Origin of the sequence: Pseudomonas sp. UBA7530, from assembly GCF_002479365.1 — a bacterium.
Taxonomy (GTDB): Bacteria; Pseudomonadota; Gammaproteobacteria; order Pseudomonadales; family Pseudomonadaceae; genus Aquipseudomonas.
The window spans coordinates 271,638-285,766 of record NZ_DLMS01000006.1 but is presented as its reverse complement, the minus strand read 5'-3'; the positions used below and the strand labels follow the sequence as shown (position 1 = coordinate 285,766).

Annotated in this window: 14 protein-coding genes; 7 read left to right on the top strand and 7 right to left on the bottom strand. The window is 62.5% G+C overall.

Features of this window, described 5'->3' with window-relative positions:
* Window position 1 precedes the first annotated feature (1 nt).
* The 3 genes from B2U07_RS11235 to B2U07_RS11225 form a co-directional block, all read right to left on the bottom strand.
* Window positions 2-952, bottom strand: a complete 951-nt coding sequence (locus B2U07_RS11235; protein WP_275547129.1) for a DUF523 and DUF1722 domain-containing protein — start codon at window positions 950-952, stop codon at window positions 2-4.
* Between the two features lie 167 nt (window positions 953-1,119).
* Entirely contained in the window at window positions 1,120-1,362 is a 243-nt protein-coding gene (locus B2U07_RS11230) for a TIGR02450 family Trp-rich protein (RefSeq protein ID WP_275547130.1), read from the bottom strand.
* On the bottom strand, window positions 1,359-2,345 hold the full coding sequence (locus B2U07_RS11225) for an NAD(P)/FAD-dependent oxidoreductase (protein ID WP_197854882.1): 987 nt from the start codon (window positions 2,343-2,345) through the stop codon (window positions 1,359-1,361). Before B2U07_RS11225 ends, B2U07_RS11230 begins: the two co-directional genes overlap by 4 nt.
* 361 nt (window positions 2,346-2,706) lie before the next feature.
* Between B2U07_RS11225 and B2U07_RS11220 the strand changes: the two genes are divergently transcribed.
* From B2U07_RS11220 to B2U07_RS11205, 4 genes are all read left to right on the top strand, one after another.
* Window positions 2,707-3,609 carry a TIGR01777 family oxidoreductase gene (locus B2U07_RS11220; RefSeq protein ID WP_275547131.1) on the top strand — a complete coding sequence of 301 codons (903 nt, stop codon included), beginning with the start codon at window positions 2,707-2,709 and terminating at the stop codon, window positions 3,607-3,609.
* 12 nt (window positions 3,610-3,621) lie between these two features.
* On the top strand, window positions 3,622-4,644 hold the full coding sequence (gene hemH / locus B2U07_RS11215) for a ferrochelatase (protein ID WP_197854884.1): 1,023 nt from the start codon (window positions 3,622-3,624) through the stop codon (window positions 4,642-4,644).
* 162 nt (window positions 4,645-4,806) lie between these two features.
* Entirely contained in the window at window positions 4,807-6,138 is a 1,332-nt protein-coding gene (locus B2U07_RS11210; protein WP_275547132.1) for a spinster family MFS transporter, read from the top strand.
* 142 nt (window positions 6,139-6,280) lie between these two features.
* Window positions 6,281-7,054, top strand: coding sequence for a hypothetical protein (locus tag B2U07_RS11205; protein ID WP_275547133.1), 774 nt, complete (start codon window positions 6,281-6,283; stop codon window positions 7,052-7,054).
* A 4-nt stretch (window positions 7,055-7,058) separates the two neighbouring features.
* On the opposite strand, the gene B2U07_RS11200 is transcribed toward B2U07_RS11205, so the two are convergent.
* Window positions 7,059-7,781 (bottom strand): substrate-binding periplasmic protein, encoded by a 723-nt coding sequence (locus tag B2U07_RS11200; RefSeq protein WP_275547134.1) that lies wholly within the window; start codon window positions 7,779-7,781, stop codon window positions 7,059-7,061.
* A 74-nt stretch (window positions 7,782-7,855) separates the two neighbouring features.
* Entirely contained in the window at window positions 7,856-8,197 is a 342-nt protein-coding gene (locus tag B2U07_RS11195; RefSeq protein ID WP_275547135.1) for a zinc ribbon domain-containing protein YjdM, read from the bottom strand.
* A 452-nt stretch (window positions 8,198-8,649) separates the two neighbouring features.
* On the opposite strand from B2U07_RS11195, the gene B2U07_RS11190 reads away from it, so the two are divergent.
* A complete protein-coding gene (locus tag B2U07_RS11190) occupies window positions 8,650-9,444 on the top strand; it encodes a gamma-glutamyl-gamma-aminobutyrate hydrolase family protein (RefSeq protein ID WP_275547136.1) in 795 nt (264 codons plus the stop codon).
* A gap of 26 nt (window positions 9,445-9,470) precedes the next feature.
* Here the strand turns inward: B2U07_RS11190 and B2U07_RS11185 are convergent, their stop codons facing one another.
* Together B2U07_RS11185 and B2U07_RS11180 are read right to left on the bottom strand one after the other, a co-directional pair.
* Window positions 9,471-9,944, bottom strand: coding sequence for an LEA type 2 family protein (locus tag B2U07_RS11185; RefSeq protein ID WP_275547152.1), 474 nt, complete (start codon window positions 9,942-9,944; stop codon window positions 9,471-9,473).
* 86 nt (window positions 9,945-10,030) lie between these two features.
* Entirely contained in the window at window positions 10,031-10,744 is a 714-nt protein-coding gene (locus B2U07_RS11180; protein WP_275547137.1) for a GntR family transcriptional regulator, read from the bottom strand.
* Window positions 10,745-10,928: 184 nt separating this feature from the next.
* On the opposite strand from B2U07_RS11180, the gene B2U07_RS11175 reads away from it, so the two are divergent.
* Both B2U07_RS11175 and B2U07_RS11170 read left to right on the top strand, forming a co-directional pair.
* Entirely contained in the window at window positions 10,929-12,683 is a 1,755-nt protein-coding gene (locus B2U07_RS11175; protein WP_275547138.1) for an IlvD/Edd family dehydratase, read from the top strand.
* Between the two features lie 93 nt (window positions 12,684-12,776).
* Window positions 12,777-14,129: a gluconate:H+ symporter gene (locus B2U07_RS11170; protein ID WP_275547139.1), complete on the top strand. Its 1,353-nt coding sequence runs from the start codon at window positions 12,777-12,779 to the stop codon at window positions 14,127-14,129.

Sequence of the window (14,129 nt, the reverse complement as noted above, 5' to 3'; positions counted from 1 at the left end):
GTCACAGCGCGTTGCGCAGGGCAAGAGGCTCAGGGTGTGGCTGCAGGTAGGCCTGCTCGGCGATGTAGCGATCCGGGTGGCGGCGGAAGTGGTGCTTGAGCAGCGTCAACGGCACCACCAGCGGCACGATGCCCTCGCGGTACTGGCCGATCAGTTGCTGCATCTCCTGCTTCTCGTCAGGGCTCAGGGTGCGCTTGAGGTAACCGCTCAGATGCTGCAGCACGTTGCTGTGGGTGCCGCGGGTGGCACACTTCTTCAGCGCGCTCATCAGCTCGCTGAAGTAATGCGGCGCCAGTTCGCCGAGGTCGTGTTGGCTCAGTTCGCCGAGCAGGCGCCCCAGCGACTTGTAGCGCAGCGGGTCGGTGGCCATCAGCAGGTACTTGTAGCGCGAGTGAAAGGCGATCAGCGAGCGACGGGTCAGCCCCTGTTGCAGCAGGCGCTGCCATTCGGCGTGGGCGTAAACGCGGGTGATGAAGTTCTCGCGCAGCACCGGATCGTTGAGGCGACCGTCTTCCTCCACCGGCAGATCCGGATGCCGCGCGCAGAAGGTGGCGGCGAAGATGCCGCGGCCTGGCTCGCTCGGGCGGCCGCCGTCCTGATAGACCTTGACTCGCTCCAGGCCGCAGGAGGGCGATTGCTGCATGAAGATATAGCCGTTGATGCCCTGCAGTTCGCTCGCCATGCGCTCGCCATAGGCGGCCAGCGCATCGGTCACATCGCGCGAGCGGTCGACGCTGCCGACAGCACGTGGCGCCTGCGGATCACCGACCAGGCGAATCGGCTCGCGTGGGATCGGCATGCCGATCCCGACTTCCGGGCAGACCGGAACGAAGTCGAAGTGTTCGGCCAGGCTGCGGCTGCACAGCCGCGATAGCTTGTGGCCGCCGTTGTAGCGTACTTCGGCACCCAGCAGGCAGGCGCTGATACCCAGTTTGGCTTTGCTCGCTTGCATAACCCGACCTCGAAGAACCTTGTACATGAAATTGATCATGTACAACTTGTGTCCATCATAGGTGTGCGATTGTACAAGTCAAATCATTTGTACAGCTTTGGTATTGCTTTGTCGGGCAAGCACACGACAGCCGCAGAAGCGGCGCCGTTGAGAGCGGGGAGGAGGGATCAGCGCCAGCCTTGTAGCCAGCGCTCGCAATCCTGCAGTTGACGCCAATCGAGTTGCTGGCTGCGTCGGGTGAGTACAGCCTGGAGCTCCACACCAAGGATATTGTCGGCCTCGTCGCGGATCAGTTCGGTGACCAGGAAGTGGCGCTCGCGATTCTGTGGTTGCGCTGCCGTCCACTTCGACAGCAGCAGCTTGCGCGGGTTGAGATGACGCCTGCCAGGCCTGTCGTTGGGCAAACTCACTGCAGGTGCTCGAGCAGGCGCCGCGCCGCATCCTGGCCACTGAGCCAGGCCCCCTCGACACGACCGGACAAGCACCAGTCGCCACAGGCATACAGCCTCAGGTCGGCATCGGCCAGCGCGCCCCATTGGTGCGCCTGCGCCGGCCGGGCATAGAGCCAGCGGTGAGCGAGGGTGAAACTCGGTGGCGGCACCGTGCAGCCGATCAGTTCGGCGAAAGCACCATGCAGTTGTTCGATCACCGCCTCCCTGGCCAGGTCCAGATGCTGTCGGCTCCAGGCGCTGCTGGCGTGCAGTATCCAAGTGTCGAGGTGGTTGTCGCGGCCGGGTTTGCTGCGGTTGCGGGCGAGCCAGTCGATCGCGCTGTCCTGCACGAAGCAGCCCTCCACGCGGGTGTCCAGCGCGCTGTCGAAGCCCAGCGCCACTGCCCAGGTCGGCTCCATGACCACGCTCGCTGCGGCGCCGGCCAGTTTCGGTGCGGCCGCCAGCAGGGCACTGGCCTGCGGCGCGGGCGTGGCAACGATGACGTGACTGAAAGGGCCGTGGCTGTTGCCGTCGGCGTCCAGCAAGCTCCAGTAGCGGTCGCCGCGGAAAACTTCGGTGATGCGGCAGTTGAACCTGACCGGCAGGGCACCGAGCATGGCGCGGGTGATGGCGCTCATGCGTGGGCTGCCGACCCAACGCACCTGCTCATCCGGAGAGGCGCTGAGCTGACCATCCTGAGCGTTGTACAGACTTGGCTGCCACTCGGCGGCCCAGCCCCGCGTTTGCCATTGCTGCACCACTTCGACGAAGCGCCGGTCGCGGGCGGTGAAGTACTGTGCGCCGAGATCCAGGCTGCCAGCGTCGCTGCGTTTACTGGCCATGCGCCCGCCGCTGCCGCGACTCTTGTCGAACAGTTCGATGTCCTGCCCGGCGGCATGCAGGGCCTGGGCGGCGGAGAGCCCTGCGATGCCGGTGCCAATGATGGCGATGGGTGCGTTCATGGTTACCTCGTCAGCGCTGAATGCTCTACAGGCTAAGGTTTGGACAAAAGCTATACAAGGATGTTTTTATGTACAGCTGATGCCGTTCGAACCTGCTCAAAGCCTGCTGCGCGTCGGCTCTGCTGCGTTAAAAACAGGCTCGGACTGCTCATTTACAACTCGTAAAGTCGAGCGCGACTCCGACCGGTCCTCGCCTGTTTTTGCCTTGCATAGCTCTAGCTCGCCAGCCTTTGAACAGGTTCTGAGTGGCGCTCCCTTGCTTTAGGTTTAGGACAAACGCGGCATTCGATAAAGGCACGTGCGCGCGTCATGAACCAGACTAAAGGTGAAGTTACTTCCATTGCCAAGCGAGGACGATGCCATGCACATCCTGCTGACCGGCGGTACCGGTCTCATCGGTCGGGCGCTATGCGCGCACTGGGCCGAGCGGGGCCACCGCCTCACCGTCTGGAGTCGTGAACCCAGCAAGGTCGCACGTCTGTGCGGCTCCGACGTACGCGGTATCGCCCAGCTCGAGGAGCTGGCTGACGAGCCCCTGGACGCCGTGATCAACCTGGCCGGCGCGCCGATTGCCGACAAACCCTGGAGCAGCAAGCGTAAGGCGCTGCTGTGGTCCAGCCGTATTGGTTTGACCGAGCAATTGTTGGCCTGGTTGCAGGGCCGCACGCAGCGCCCGGCCGTCTTGTTGTCTGGCTCGGCAGTGGGTTGGTACGGCAACGGCGGTGAACGTGAACTGAGCGAAAGCACGCCGCAGGTGACCGATGATTTCGCCGCGCAGTTGTGCGGCGCCTGGGAGGAGACCGCTCTGCGTGCCGAGGAGCTGGGGATTCGCGTGGTGCTGATCCGTACCGGCCTGGTGCTGAGCCCCGATGGCGGCGTGCTCAAACGCCTGCTGCCGCCATTCAGGTTCGGCTTGGGTGGCCGCCTCGGCGATGGCCGGCAGTGGATGCCGTGGATTCATATCGCCGATCAAATCGGCCTGATCGATTTTCTCTTGCAGCAAGACGATGCTCGCGGTCCTTATAATGCCTGCGCGCCGATACCGGCGCGCAACGTCGAGTTCACCAAGGCGCTGGGCCAGGCACTGAGTCGCCCGACCCTATTGCCGGTACCGGCCTTCGTGCTGCGTACTGCGCTGGGCGAGATGTCCGAGTTGCTGCTCGGCGGTCAGCGTGCCGTGCCGACGCGCCTGCTGGAGGCGGGTTTCAGTTTTCGTTTCACCCATCTGGATGTGGCTCTGGTGGATTTGCTGAGCCATCACTGACTAGGATTTCGCATGACCGATCACGCATTGTTGCTGGTTAACCTGGGTTCGCCCGCGTCCACCGAAGTAGCCGATGTCCGCCGTTACCTTAATCAGTTCCTGATGGATCCCTACGTGATCGATCTGCCCTGGCCGCTGCGTCGCCTGCTGGTGTCGCTGATCCTGATCAAGCGCCCCGCGGCGTCGGCGCATGCCTATGCATCGATCTGGTGGGATGAAGGCTCGCCGCTGGTGGTGCTCAGTCGCCGCCTGCAGGAGGCGATGAAAGCTCAGTGGAGTCATGGCCCGGTGGAACTGGCCATGCGCTACGGCGAACCGTCCATCGAGTCGACGCTGCAACGCCTGGCCGCTCAGGGCGTTCGCCAGGTGACGCTGGCGCCGTTGTATCCGCAGTTCGCCGACAGCACCACGACCACGGTAATCGAAGAGGTCAAGCGGGTGGTGCGTGAGTGCGGGCTGGACCTGCGCCTATCCATACTGCCGCCGTTCTACGACCAGCCGGAATACCTCGATGCCCTGGTGGCCAGCGCCAAACCCTACCTGGAGCAGGATTTCGACCACCTGTTGCTGAGCTTCCACGGCCTGCCGGAGCGTCACCTGCACAAGCTCGATCCCAGTGGCCATTGCCTGAAAGGCGACGACTGCTGCCGCAACGCTTCGCCCGAGGTGCTCGCCAACTGTTACCGCGCGCAATGCCTGCGCAGCGCCGAGCTGTTCGCCGAGCGAATGGGCTTGCGCCCGGAGCAATGGTCGGTAAGTTTCCAGTCGCGCCTGGGGCGTGCCAAGTGGATCGAACCCTACACCGAGGCGCGTCTCGATGAGTTGGCCGCGCAAGGAGTGAAGAAGCTGCTGGTGATGTGTCCGGCCTTCGTCGCCGACTGCATCGAGACCCTGGAGGAAATCGGTGATCGCGGCCGCGAGCAATTCGTCGAGGCCGGTGGCGAGAGCCTGCAACTGGTGCCCTGCCTGAACGATCACCCGGACTGGGTAGCGGCGCTGAACGCGCTGTGCGAACGAGCGCCCTTGTCCATCTGAGTCGGGCCTGATCGCCGAGGCGAGCCATTCGCCTCGGCGGGTATGAAGCATTCGCCGACCTGATAACACCTTCGAGCGATACTCACGGCTGTTTATATCGTCCTAAGCTGACGCCACTTTCAACCGCCGCGCACCGCGTCAGCGGTGCCGAGGAGAGCGTCCGTGCATAACAACAATAACGGCTACCCCTCCAGTACCCGAGCCTGGGTCACTGTTGCCATCCTGATGGTGGCTTACGTGCTGTCCTTCGTCGATCGGCAGATTCTGAACCTGCTGGTCGAGCCCATCCGCCGCGATCTTGCGATCAATGACACGCAGATGAGCCTGCTGATGGGCCTCTCGTTTGCCCTGTTTTACACGATATGCGGGATTCCTCTCGGGCGCGTGGCCGATACGCGCAGCCGGCGTGGGTTGATCGCCGTGGGCATCCTGTTCTGGAGCGCCGCCACAGCTGCCTGCGGCATGGCCAAGATGTACTGGCAGTTCCTGCTCTGCCGCATCGGTGTCGGTGTGGGGGAGGCGGCTCTTTCGCCTGCAGCCTATTCGCTTATTGCTGACAGCTTTCCCGCCGAGCGCCGGGCTACGGCGATCAGCGTTTACTCGATGGGAGTCTATCTGGGCTCGGGCCTGGCCTTTCTGGTGGGCGGTCTGGTCATCCAATTCGCCTCGGCACAGGGCGACGTGACCCTGCCGGTGCTGGGCGAGGTACGTCCCTGGCAGCTGATCTTCCTTATTCTCGGTGTCGCCGGCGTGCTGTTCACCTTGCTGATGCTGGCGGTCAAGGAGCCGGCCCGGCGTGGCGCCGGCGCGGGCGTGGCGGTGCCGCTCAGCGAAGTGGGGCGCTACATTCGCGCCAACCGGCGTACCGTGCTGCTGCACAACTTCGGCTTCGCCGGCCTAGCTTTCGCCGGCTACGGCAGCGCGGCCTGGGTGCCGACCTTCTATATCCGTACCTATGGCTGGGACGCCGGCCAGGTTGGCATCGTCTATGGTTGCATCGTCGCGGTGTTCGGCTGCCTCGGCATCGTCTTCGGCGGACGCCTGGCGGACCTGATGGCCAAGCGCGGGCGCAGTGACGCCAACATGCGCGTCGGTCTGTACGCCGCGCTCGGTGCGCTGCCGCTGGTAGCGCTGTTCCCGCTGATGGACTCCGCGTTCTGGGCCAGCGTGCTGCTGGCGCCGACGGTGTTCTGCCTGAGCATGCCGTTCGGTGTGGCGCCTGCGGCGATTCAGGAAATCATGCCTAACTCGATGAGGGGCCAGGCGTCGGCCATCTATCTGTTCGTCATTACTCTGTTCGGCCTGGGGGTAGGTCCGACCGCGGTGGCGCTGGTCACCGACTTCGTCTTCGCCGACGATGCGGCGCTGCGCTATTCACTGCTGATCGTCACCACCCTGGCGGTGCTGACGTCGGTCATCCTGCTGGCCAAGAGTCTCAAGCCCTATCGTGAGAGCGTGACGCGACTGGAGCAATGGGCTGCCAGCCCGGCCTGAACAGGCGCCTTTTCCGACTTGCCGGGCTCTGTCCGGCACGGTTTATGCGCCAGCGCACGGGCAGCATGGAATTTTTGCGCTTTACTGAGGTTCTGAGTGTTGCGCGCGTCACTCCGGCGCGCGCCAGCCAGGGAACCTCCGGATGGGAGCGAGGCCAGTGTCTGCCGTGCAGGGCAGGGCATTCAACGACTCGATAGTGTGGCGACGGTTAGTGCTGCCGGGGCTCGCTGCGCTCCTGTTGCTGGGCGGCTGCACGGGCCGCCTGGACAACGACTCCATCGTCAACACGCGCAGCCCGCTCAAGCCCGCCGAAGTGCTGCAGACCGACGTCGACCGCATGGCGACCCTGGCCATGCGCAACAACCTCAACAGCCTTTATCGGCTGATGAACAAGCTGTACCAGCGCAACCCTCGCGAATGGCGCAAGAACTCCCTGCCCGACGCCGCGGCGGCCGAGCGCGCCATCCAGTACGCCATCGAGCATAATCAGGACTGGCCGACTCTGGGCGGCCGGCGCGATGTCGCCGCGCTGGATTATTCCTTGAGCCCCGGGTTTCAGGGGGACCGCGTGGCGGCCTTCACCTATGCCATTGGCAGCATGCTGGTCACCGCGCACGGTGGCCGCACGGAGTTCTATCTGACCGATAGCTTCGATGCGCAATTCATCCACAACGCCGCGCGTAACCTGGAGAAGGCCGGCTGGATGCTGTCGCAGCGGCGAGACGCCGCAGGCCGGCCGTTGCTGCTGTCCAACGAGTTCTCCGAACAGGGCGTCAACCTCAGCTACGCGGTGGAGTTCGGCAAGATGGTGGCGCGTCTCGACCTGCTCACGCACGTGCTGGAGGAGCGCTACCGGCGCATGGGGGCCAACTATGCGCAGAGCTTGTTCCTGCTGAACTTCCTGCCGGTGCAGTAGCGCGTCACGGATGCCAGCGCTGCTGGATTTCCTCCAGCGTTCCGGCTTTGCGCAGACGCACCAGGGCTTTGGAAAATTGCCGGGCGCGCTCGGTATCGCCTTTGGCGAAGGCGACGAAGCGCGGCATCCGGATCAGCGGGCGAGGGAGCACGCGCACCTGCTCCTGGGCGCGCTGTTCACGAATGAAATAAAGCAGCTGGGTGTGGTCACCGACGATGATGTCGATGCGCCCGGCCAGCAGCATCGATATCAGTTGCCGTGGGTTCTGTGCACTGCTGTCGCGGGCCAGATCGGCGCGATCGAACTTCTCTTCATAGGCATAGCCGCGAACCTGGCCGATCACGTAGGGCGAAAGATCGTCCAGCGTCTTCCAGTCTTTGATCGCGGTCTTGTCGGTGGTCATGAACACGGTGGATCCACTGCGCAGCGGGCCTACCAGTTCGTATTGCTGCTGACGTTGCGCGGTGCCGGCGAACTGGAAGGCCATCTGCACTTCGCCACGATCGAGCATGCGCTTGACCCGCTCCCAGGGATACAGACGAATTTCGTAGGGTACCTGTGCTTCACGCAGCACGGCGTCGATCAGTTCGACATCGAGCCCGCGTGGCGTATCGTCTTCGGCGGTGACGAAACTGTAAGGCGCGAACTGCTCGTCGCCCACGACCCGCCAGGGCTGCGCTGCCAGCGAATGGGTCAGTGCCAGCAGAGCGAGCAGCAGATAGCGCATGGCGGGATACCTCGTGACCGACCTGTATTCAGGCTAGTCAGTTTCTGCGAACGAGGCGGCTGAAACGATGAATATCAGACCTTGCGCACGAACTCGGACTTGAGCTTCATCGCGCCGATGCCATCGATCTTGCAGTCGATATCGTGATCGCCGTCGACCAGGCGGATGTTCTTCACTTTGGTGCCGACCTTGACCACCAGCGAGGAGCCTTTGACCTTCAGGTCCTTGATCACGGTGATGGTGTCGCCGTCCTGCAGCAGGTTGCCGACCGAGTCCTTGATCACGCGCGCGTCGTCGCTGGCCTCGGCATTCTCGCCGGCTTTCCATTCATGGGCGCACTCGGGGCAGACCAACTGATCGCCGTCTTCGTAGGTGTATTCGGAGTTGCATTTGGGGCAGGGCGGCAGAGCGGTCAAGGGGTGTCCTCGGAGGTCATGAGAAAACCGCAGATTATATAGGGTTTTGTCGACGAGCGCTGCTCTAGGGCGAGGCGCGTCTGGCAGTCGAGTGTTTTAAATATTGGACTTTTGTTGAGGCCGGTTTTACTGGGGATGCCCGTTTTGCGCCTTCAAGAGCGGTTGACGAATATGATTCGTCAAAAGATTTTGAGCGTATTCGTTTGACATATTTTACGGCTCGGGCAGACTGGCAGCAGATTCCGTTGCCGAACCGGGTAACGGGCAGCATCGCTGCAGCCCCTCTCTGGATGGAGCTGACCCGGTTCGAGCCGCCGTCGGAAGGCGACACGCTGGCTCAGGAAGAGTATGGGTGCACGGGGTTAGCCAAACAGGCCATCCGTGTAGGCAGAGCCTCTGCCGGACACCGGTCTGCACAGCAACGACAGGCCCGGCCTGTTCCAAGGTGACGTATGTCCGACAACAAGATTCGCAGCACCGCTCGCAAACCCGTCGTGTTGATGTCCATGGGCGCTCAAGAGCGCAAGGGCCACGACTATCAAGTCATGACGCACAAATATATCCAGCCTCTGGTCGAGTTCTCCGGTTGCGTACCGGTATTGGTGCCCACCTGCTGTGGCATCGAGGATCTCGATCAGTATCTGGATATGGCCGACGGCGTGTACCTCACCGGTGCCGGCAGTAACATCGACCCGGCACTTTATGGGCAGGAGAACGAAACGCCGAACAAGGCGCAGGATCGTGACCGTGATCTGTTCGACCTGCCGCTGATTCGCGCCGCCATCGCCCGCGGCCTGCCGATCTTCGGCATCTGCCGTGGCATGCAGGAAATCAACGTGGCGCTGGGCGGGGACATCTACCAGAAGGTCTATGCCGAGCCCGGCTTCAACGATCATCGTGAAAATCCCGATGACCCGGTCGAGGTACAGTACGCACCCAGCCACAGCGTGCGCCCGGTAGCGGGCAGCTGGTTCGCCGAATTGCTCGGCAAGGACGAGATTCAGGTCAACTCCCTGCATGGCCAGGCCATTCGCAACCTGGGCAAGGGGTTGGAAGTGCTGGCCACCGCCGAGGATGGCCTGATCGAGGCGGTTCACGCGCCAAGCCTGTCGCCGTTCCTGGTCGCGGTGCAGTGGCACCCCGAATGGCAGGCTGCACTGAACCCGGATTCGGTGAAGATCTTCCAGGCTTTCGGTGACGCCTGTCACCGTCGTGTGGCCTCACGTAGCAGCCGTCAGGCTGCCTGAACCAGGCACCGCCGCCGGCCCCTGAATCAGTAGGGGCTTGGCGGCTGCGGCCAGTTAAGGGTGCCACTGTCGCTGAAGCGGCGCGTGCCGAACAGGCCATCGGCCAGTTTGCCGCGCAGCACGTAGGGCACTTCCTGGCCCGGTTGATAGCCGGCGACGCCCCAGGCCTGGCGCATTACCGAAAACGCCGAAATGCTCACCGGCACGCTCACCAACGTTTCGCCGAAGCGCGGCACGCTGCCGCTCTGGTCGCTGACACCGCTGGCCAGCGGCTGGCCGTTCACGTCTAGATCCAGCGCCATGCCATTGAAATTCACCGTGCTGTCGTTGGGGTTCTGCACCCGCAGCTTGACCGCGAAGCGCACCTCCAGGCCCTGGCCGGGCAAAGGCTCCAAGCCGACCAGATCGACCCGCAACGGATCACGGTTGCCCAGGCTGGCGCAGGCGCTGAGGCCCAATATGAGCAGGCAGGTGAGGGTGAAGCGAGTGAGGCGAGGCATAGACATCGATCTACATCCATTAGCAGAGGTCACTGCATAGAGACTCTTGATGTCGGCGTTCTGCTCAATGGAGTGCGCGAGCGTGGTTAACTCGCCGTTTGCTGTGGCGCGGTGAATCCCAGGCTACGACGGTTATGAGCCGCAATATAGGTGTCGCGCGAGGGCCTGAGATGGGCGTGGCACAACTCGACCAGGCGCTGCGTATCACCCTTACGTAGCGCTTCGATGAGTAGCCAGTGCTCCTGGCGTGCCTGCTCCACGCGTTCCGGCAGCACCATGGTCGATGCTCGAATCGAGTGGGCGCGCTGCGCGTGATCCTGGATCGCCGCCACCAGTACCGGATTGTCGGAAAGGCCGAAGAACTCCCGGTGGAAGATCACGTTGAGGCGGAAGATTCGGCGCAGGTCACCGGCTGCCACAGCGGCGTCATGCTGTTTCTGAATTCCGATCAGGGCATCGAGCCGCCCCTCGCTCAGCGGAAAGCGAATCATCCGTGCGCCCTGGGTTTCCAGCAGTTCACGTACTGCGTAGAGGTGCTCCACCTCTTCCGCACCATAGGCTTTTACCAGTGCGCCGACATTGCGTTTGCGCTCGACCAGGCCCATGCGCTCCAGTTCGGCCAATACCTGACGGGCCACATGGCGCTTGAGTTGGAAACGGCTGAGCAACTCATCTTCCACGAGTCGCTCGCGCGGGTGCAGAGCGCCGAGCACGATCTCTTCCTCGAGAATTTCCACCACCCGGCTCACGGTTGGCTCGATATCCCGTGTTCTTGCTGTGTTCACGACGTCCAGGGTCACGCTGCCTTCTTCCGCGTCATTGGGGCTACGGCGCCAGAATATAGAGCGCTTTGCCCTGTGTCTCAATTGGTCTGGGGGATACCGCCAGCCTCTGGTCGGCAAGGCGATGGTTGCCAACGCCGAATTGACGTGGCTAACTATGTCGACAGGATTATCAATAATCTAATCGACAAGAGACTGCCGCATGACAAAAAAAGCAGCCGATACCCCTGCTGTGGTTGTACCCAAAGGCATTCGCAAGGGGCTTACCAATTATGGCGATACTGGATTCTCGCTATTTCTGCGCAAGGCCTTCATCAAGGGTGCCGGTTACACCGATGAGGCGCTGGACCGCACCATCATCGGTATCGCCAATACCGGCAGCGGCTACAACCCTTGTCATGGCAATGCGCCGCAACTGATCGAGGCGGTCAAGCGTGGGGTGATGATGGCGGGTGGGCTGGCCATCGATTTTCCGACCATATCCGTTGCCGAGAGCTTCTCCGCCCCCACCAGTATGTACCTGCGCAACCTCATGTCGATGGACACCGAGGAAATGATCCGTGCGCAGCCCATGGATGCAGTCGTGCTGATCGGTGGTTGCGACAAGACCGTGCCGGCGCAGTTGATGGGCGCGGCATCGGCCAACGTTCCGACCATCCAGCTGATTACCGGCTCGATGCTGACAGGCGGCCATCGTGGCGTTCGGGTTGGCGCCTGCACCGACTGCCGGCGCTTCTGGGGCCAGTTCCGAGGCCAGGAAATCGATGAACAGGAAATCAGCGAGGTCAATTCCAAGCTGGTAGCCAGTGTCGGTACCTGCTCGGTAATGGGCACGGCCAGCACCATGGCCTGTCTGGGCGAGGCATTGGGTATCGTGATGCCGGGTGGTGCGTCGCCACCCGCGGTGACCTCGGACCGTATTCGCATTGCCGAGCTGACGGGCAAGCAAGCCGTGGAGATGGCCCGCAGCGGCCTGACACCTGACAAGATTCTTACCGCCAAGGCGTTCGAGAATGCCCTACGGGTGCTGCTGGCCATCGGCGGCTCGACCAACGGAATCATTCATCTCACGGCAATTGCCGGACGCATGGGCTTCGATATCGACCTGGCGGCGTTCGATCGCATGAGCCGTGAGACACCGGTACTGGTCGACCTGAAGCCATCCGGGCAGCACTACATGGAGGATCTGCACCGAGCTGGTGGTCTGCAGACCGTACTGCATCAATTGCGCCCGCTGCTGCACCTGGATGCACTGACGGTGACCGGACGGACGTTAGGCGAAGAACTGGATGACGTCCCGGTGTTCATCCAGGACGTGGTGCGTAGCTTCGATGAGCCGATTTACCCCGCCGGAGGCATTGCGTTCCTGCGCGGTAACCTGGCACCGGAGGGCGCCATCATCAAGCAGTCCGCCGCCGATCCGGCGCTGATGGAGCACGAAGGGCGCGCCGTTGTCTTCGAAAATTCCGAAGACATGGCGCTGCGCATCGATGACCCGGAACTGGACGTTAACGCCGATGACATCCTGGTACTGAAAAACATTGGGCCCATTGGTGCGCCAGGCATGCCGGAAGCCGGTTACCTGCCCATTCCGAAGAAGCTGGCCCGTGCCGGCGTCAAGGACATGGTGCGTATTTCCGATGGCCGCATGAGCGGCACGGCGGCCGGTACGATCGTCCTGCACGTGACGCCCGAGGCGGCCAAAGGTGGGCCTCTGGCGTTGGTGCAGAACGGTGATCGCATCCGTTTGAGCGTGGCCGAGCGCAGCATCGAACTGAAGGTGTCCGACGAAGAGCTGGCGCGGCGGCGTGCGGCCTGGCAGGCACCCCAGCCGGTCGATGCCGAGCGCGGTTACCGCAAGCTGTTCTACGAGCAGATCACCCAGGCCGACAAGGGCTGCGATTTCGAATTCCTGAGGCCTCCATCCATGCAAGCCAAAGTGCCGGGGGATCGTTGATTCCCTGAGCACACGCCATGTGCCGCCTGGGCATCGCTCCAGGCGGCGTTTTTCCCGTCAGCACTCCCCCTACAAGAACAAACGGAGTTACTCATGGAAAACACCACCCTGGTGGTGGCCGTTTCGGTCAGCGCCATCGTCGCCTTGCTTATTCTTATTGTCCGATTCCGCTTTCAGCCCTTTCTCGCACTGATACTGGTCAGCGTCGGCGCCGGCCTCGCCCTTGGCATGCCGGCGCAGGAGTTGCTCGATTTCATCGTCAAATCCATGGGCGGGACCTTAGGTTTCGTTGCTCTGATCATTGGCCTGGGCGCCATGTTCGGCGAGATGCTGCGGGTCAGCGGCGGTTCCGAGCGGCTGGCGCTCAATCTCGTCGAACGCTGTGGCGACAGAACCGTGCCCTGGGCCCTGGGGCTCGCGGGGTTTCTGGTGTCGATCGCGGTGTTCATCGATGTCGCCATCATCATTCTGGTGCCGCTGATCTATGGCATCGCCAAGCGCACCAAGCGCTCGTTGCTGTACTACGGCATTCCCCTATGCGCGGGGCTGAGCGTGACCCACACCTTCATTCCGCCAACGCCGGGGCCTATCGCTACGGCGAGTATCCTCGGTGCCGACCTCGGCTGGGTGATCATATGGGGCGTGATTGCCGGCTTGCCCGCGATGGCCGTGGCCGGGCCCATCTTTGGCAAGTTCATCGCCAGCCGCATCTTCGTGCCGGTCCCGGAGCACATGAACCAGGGCGCGAGCAACTTCGATGATGCGAGCCGGCTGCCATCGTTCCGCTCCGTGGTGTTGACGTTGCTGTTGCCGCTATTGCTGATCCTCGGCAACACCTCGGCGGAGCTGCTGCTGGCCGAAGGCAATCCACTGCGCGACGTGCTGATGTTCGTGGGCAATCCGATCATCGCCTTGCTGCTTACCTGCCTGATGACCTTCTGGGTCTTCGGACACAAGCGTGGCTACAGCAAGGATGAGCTGCAGAAAATTGCCACCAAGGCACTGGAGCCTGCCGGGATCATCATTCTCATCACCGGAGCTGGCGGTGTGTTCGGTAAGGTGCTGGTCGCTTCCGGCATCGGTGAGATTCTCGCCTCCGGCATGCAGAATTTGGGCTTGCCATTGGTATTGTTCGCCTTCATGACTTCGGCGGTAATGCGTATTTCCCAAGGCTCGGGAACGGTCGCGATGATCACCGGAGCCAGCCTGACGGCGCCAGTGGCCGAATTGATGGGCGTGGGGGATCAAATGACCGCTCTGCTGGTGATCGCGATCGCCTGTGGCGGTACGGCATTCTCCCATGTCAACGATTCAGGCTTCTGGATGGCCAACCGCTACTTCGGCATGAGCGTCTCCGATACGCTGAAATCCTGGACTGTGATGAAATCCCTGGTTGGCCTGACCGGTCTGGTGATCTGCCTGGTGATCAGTCCGTTCATAGGTTGA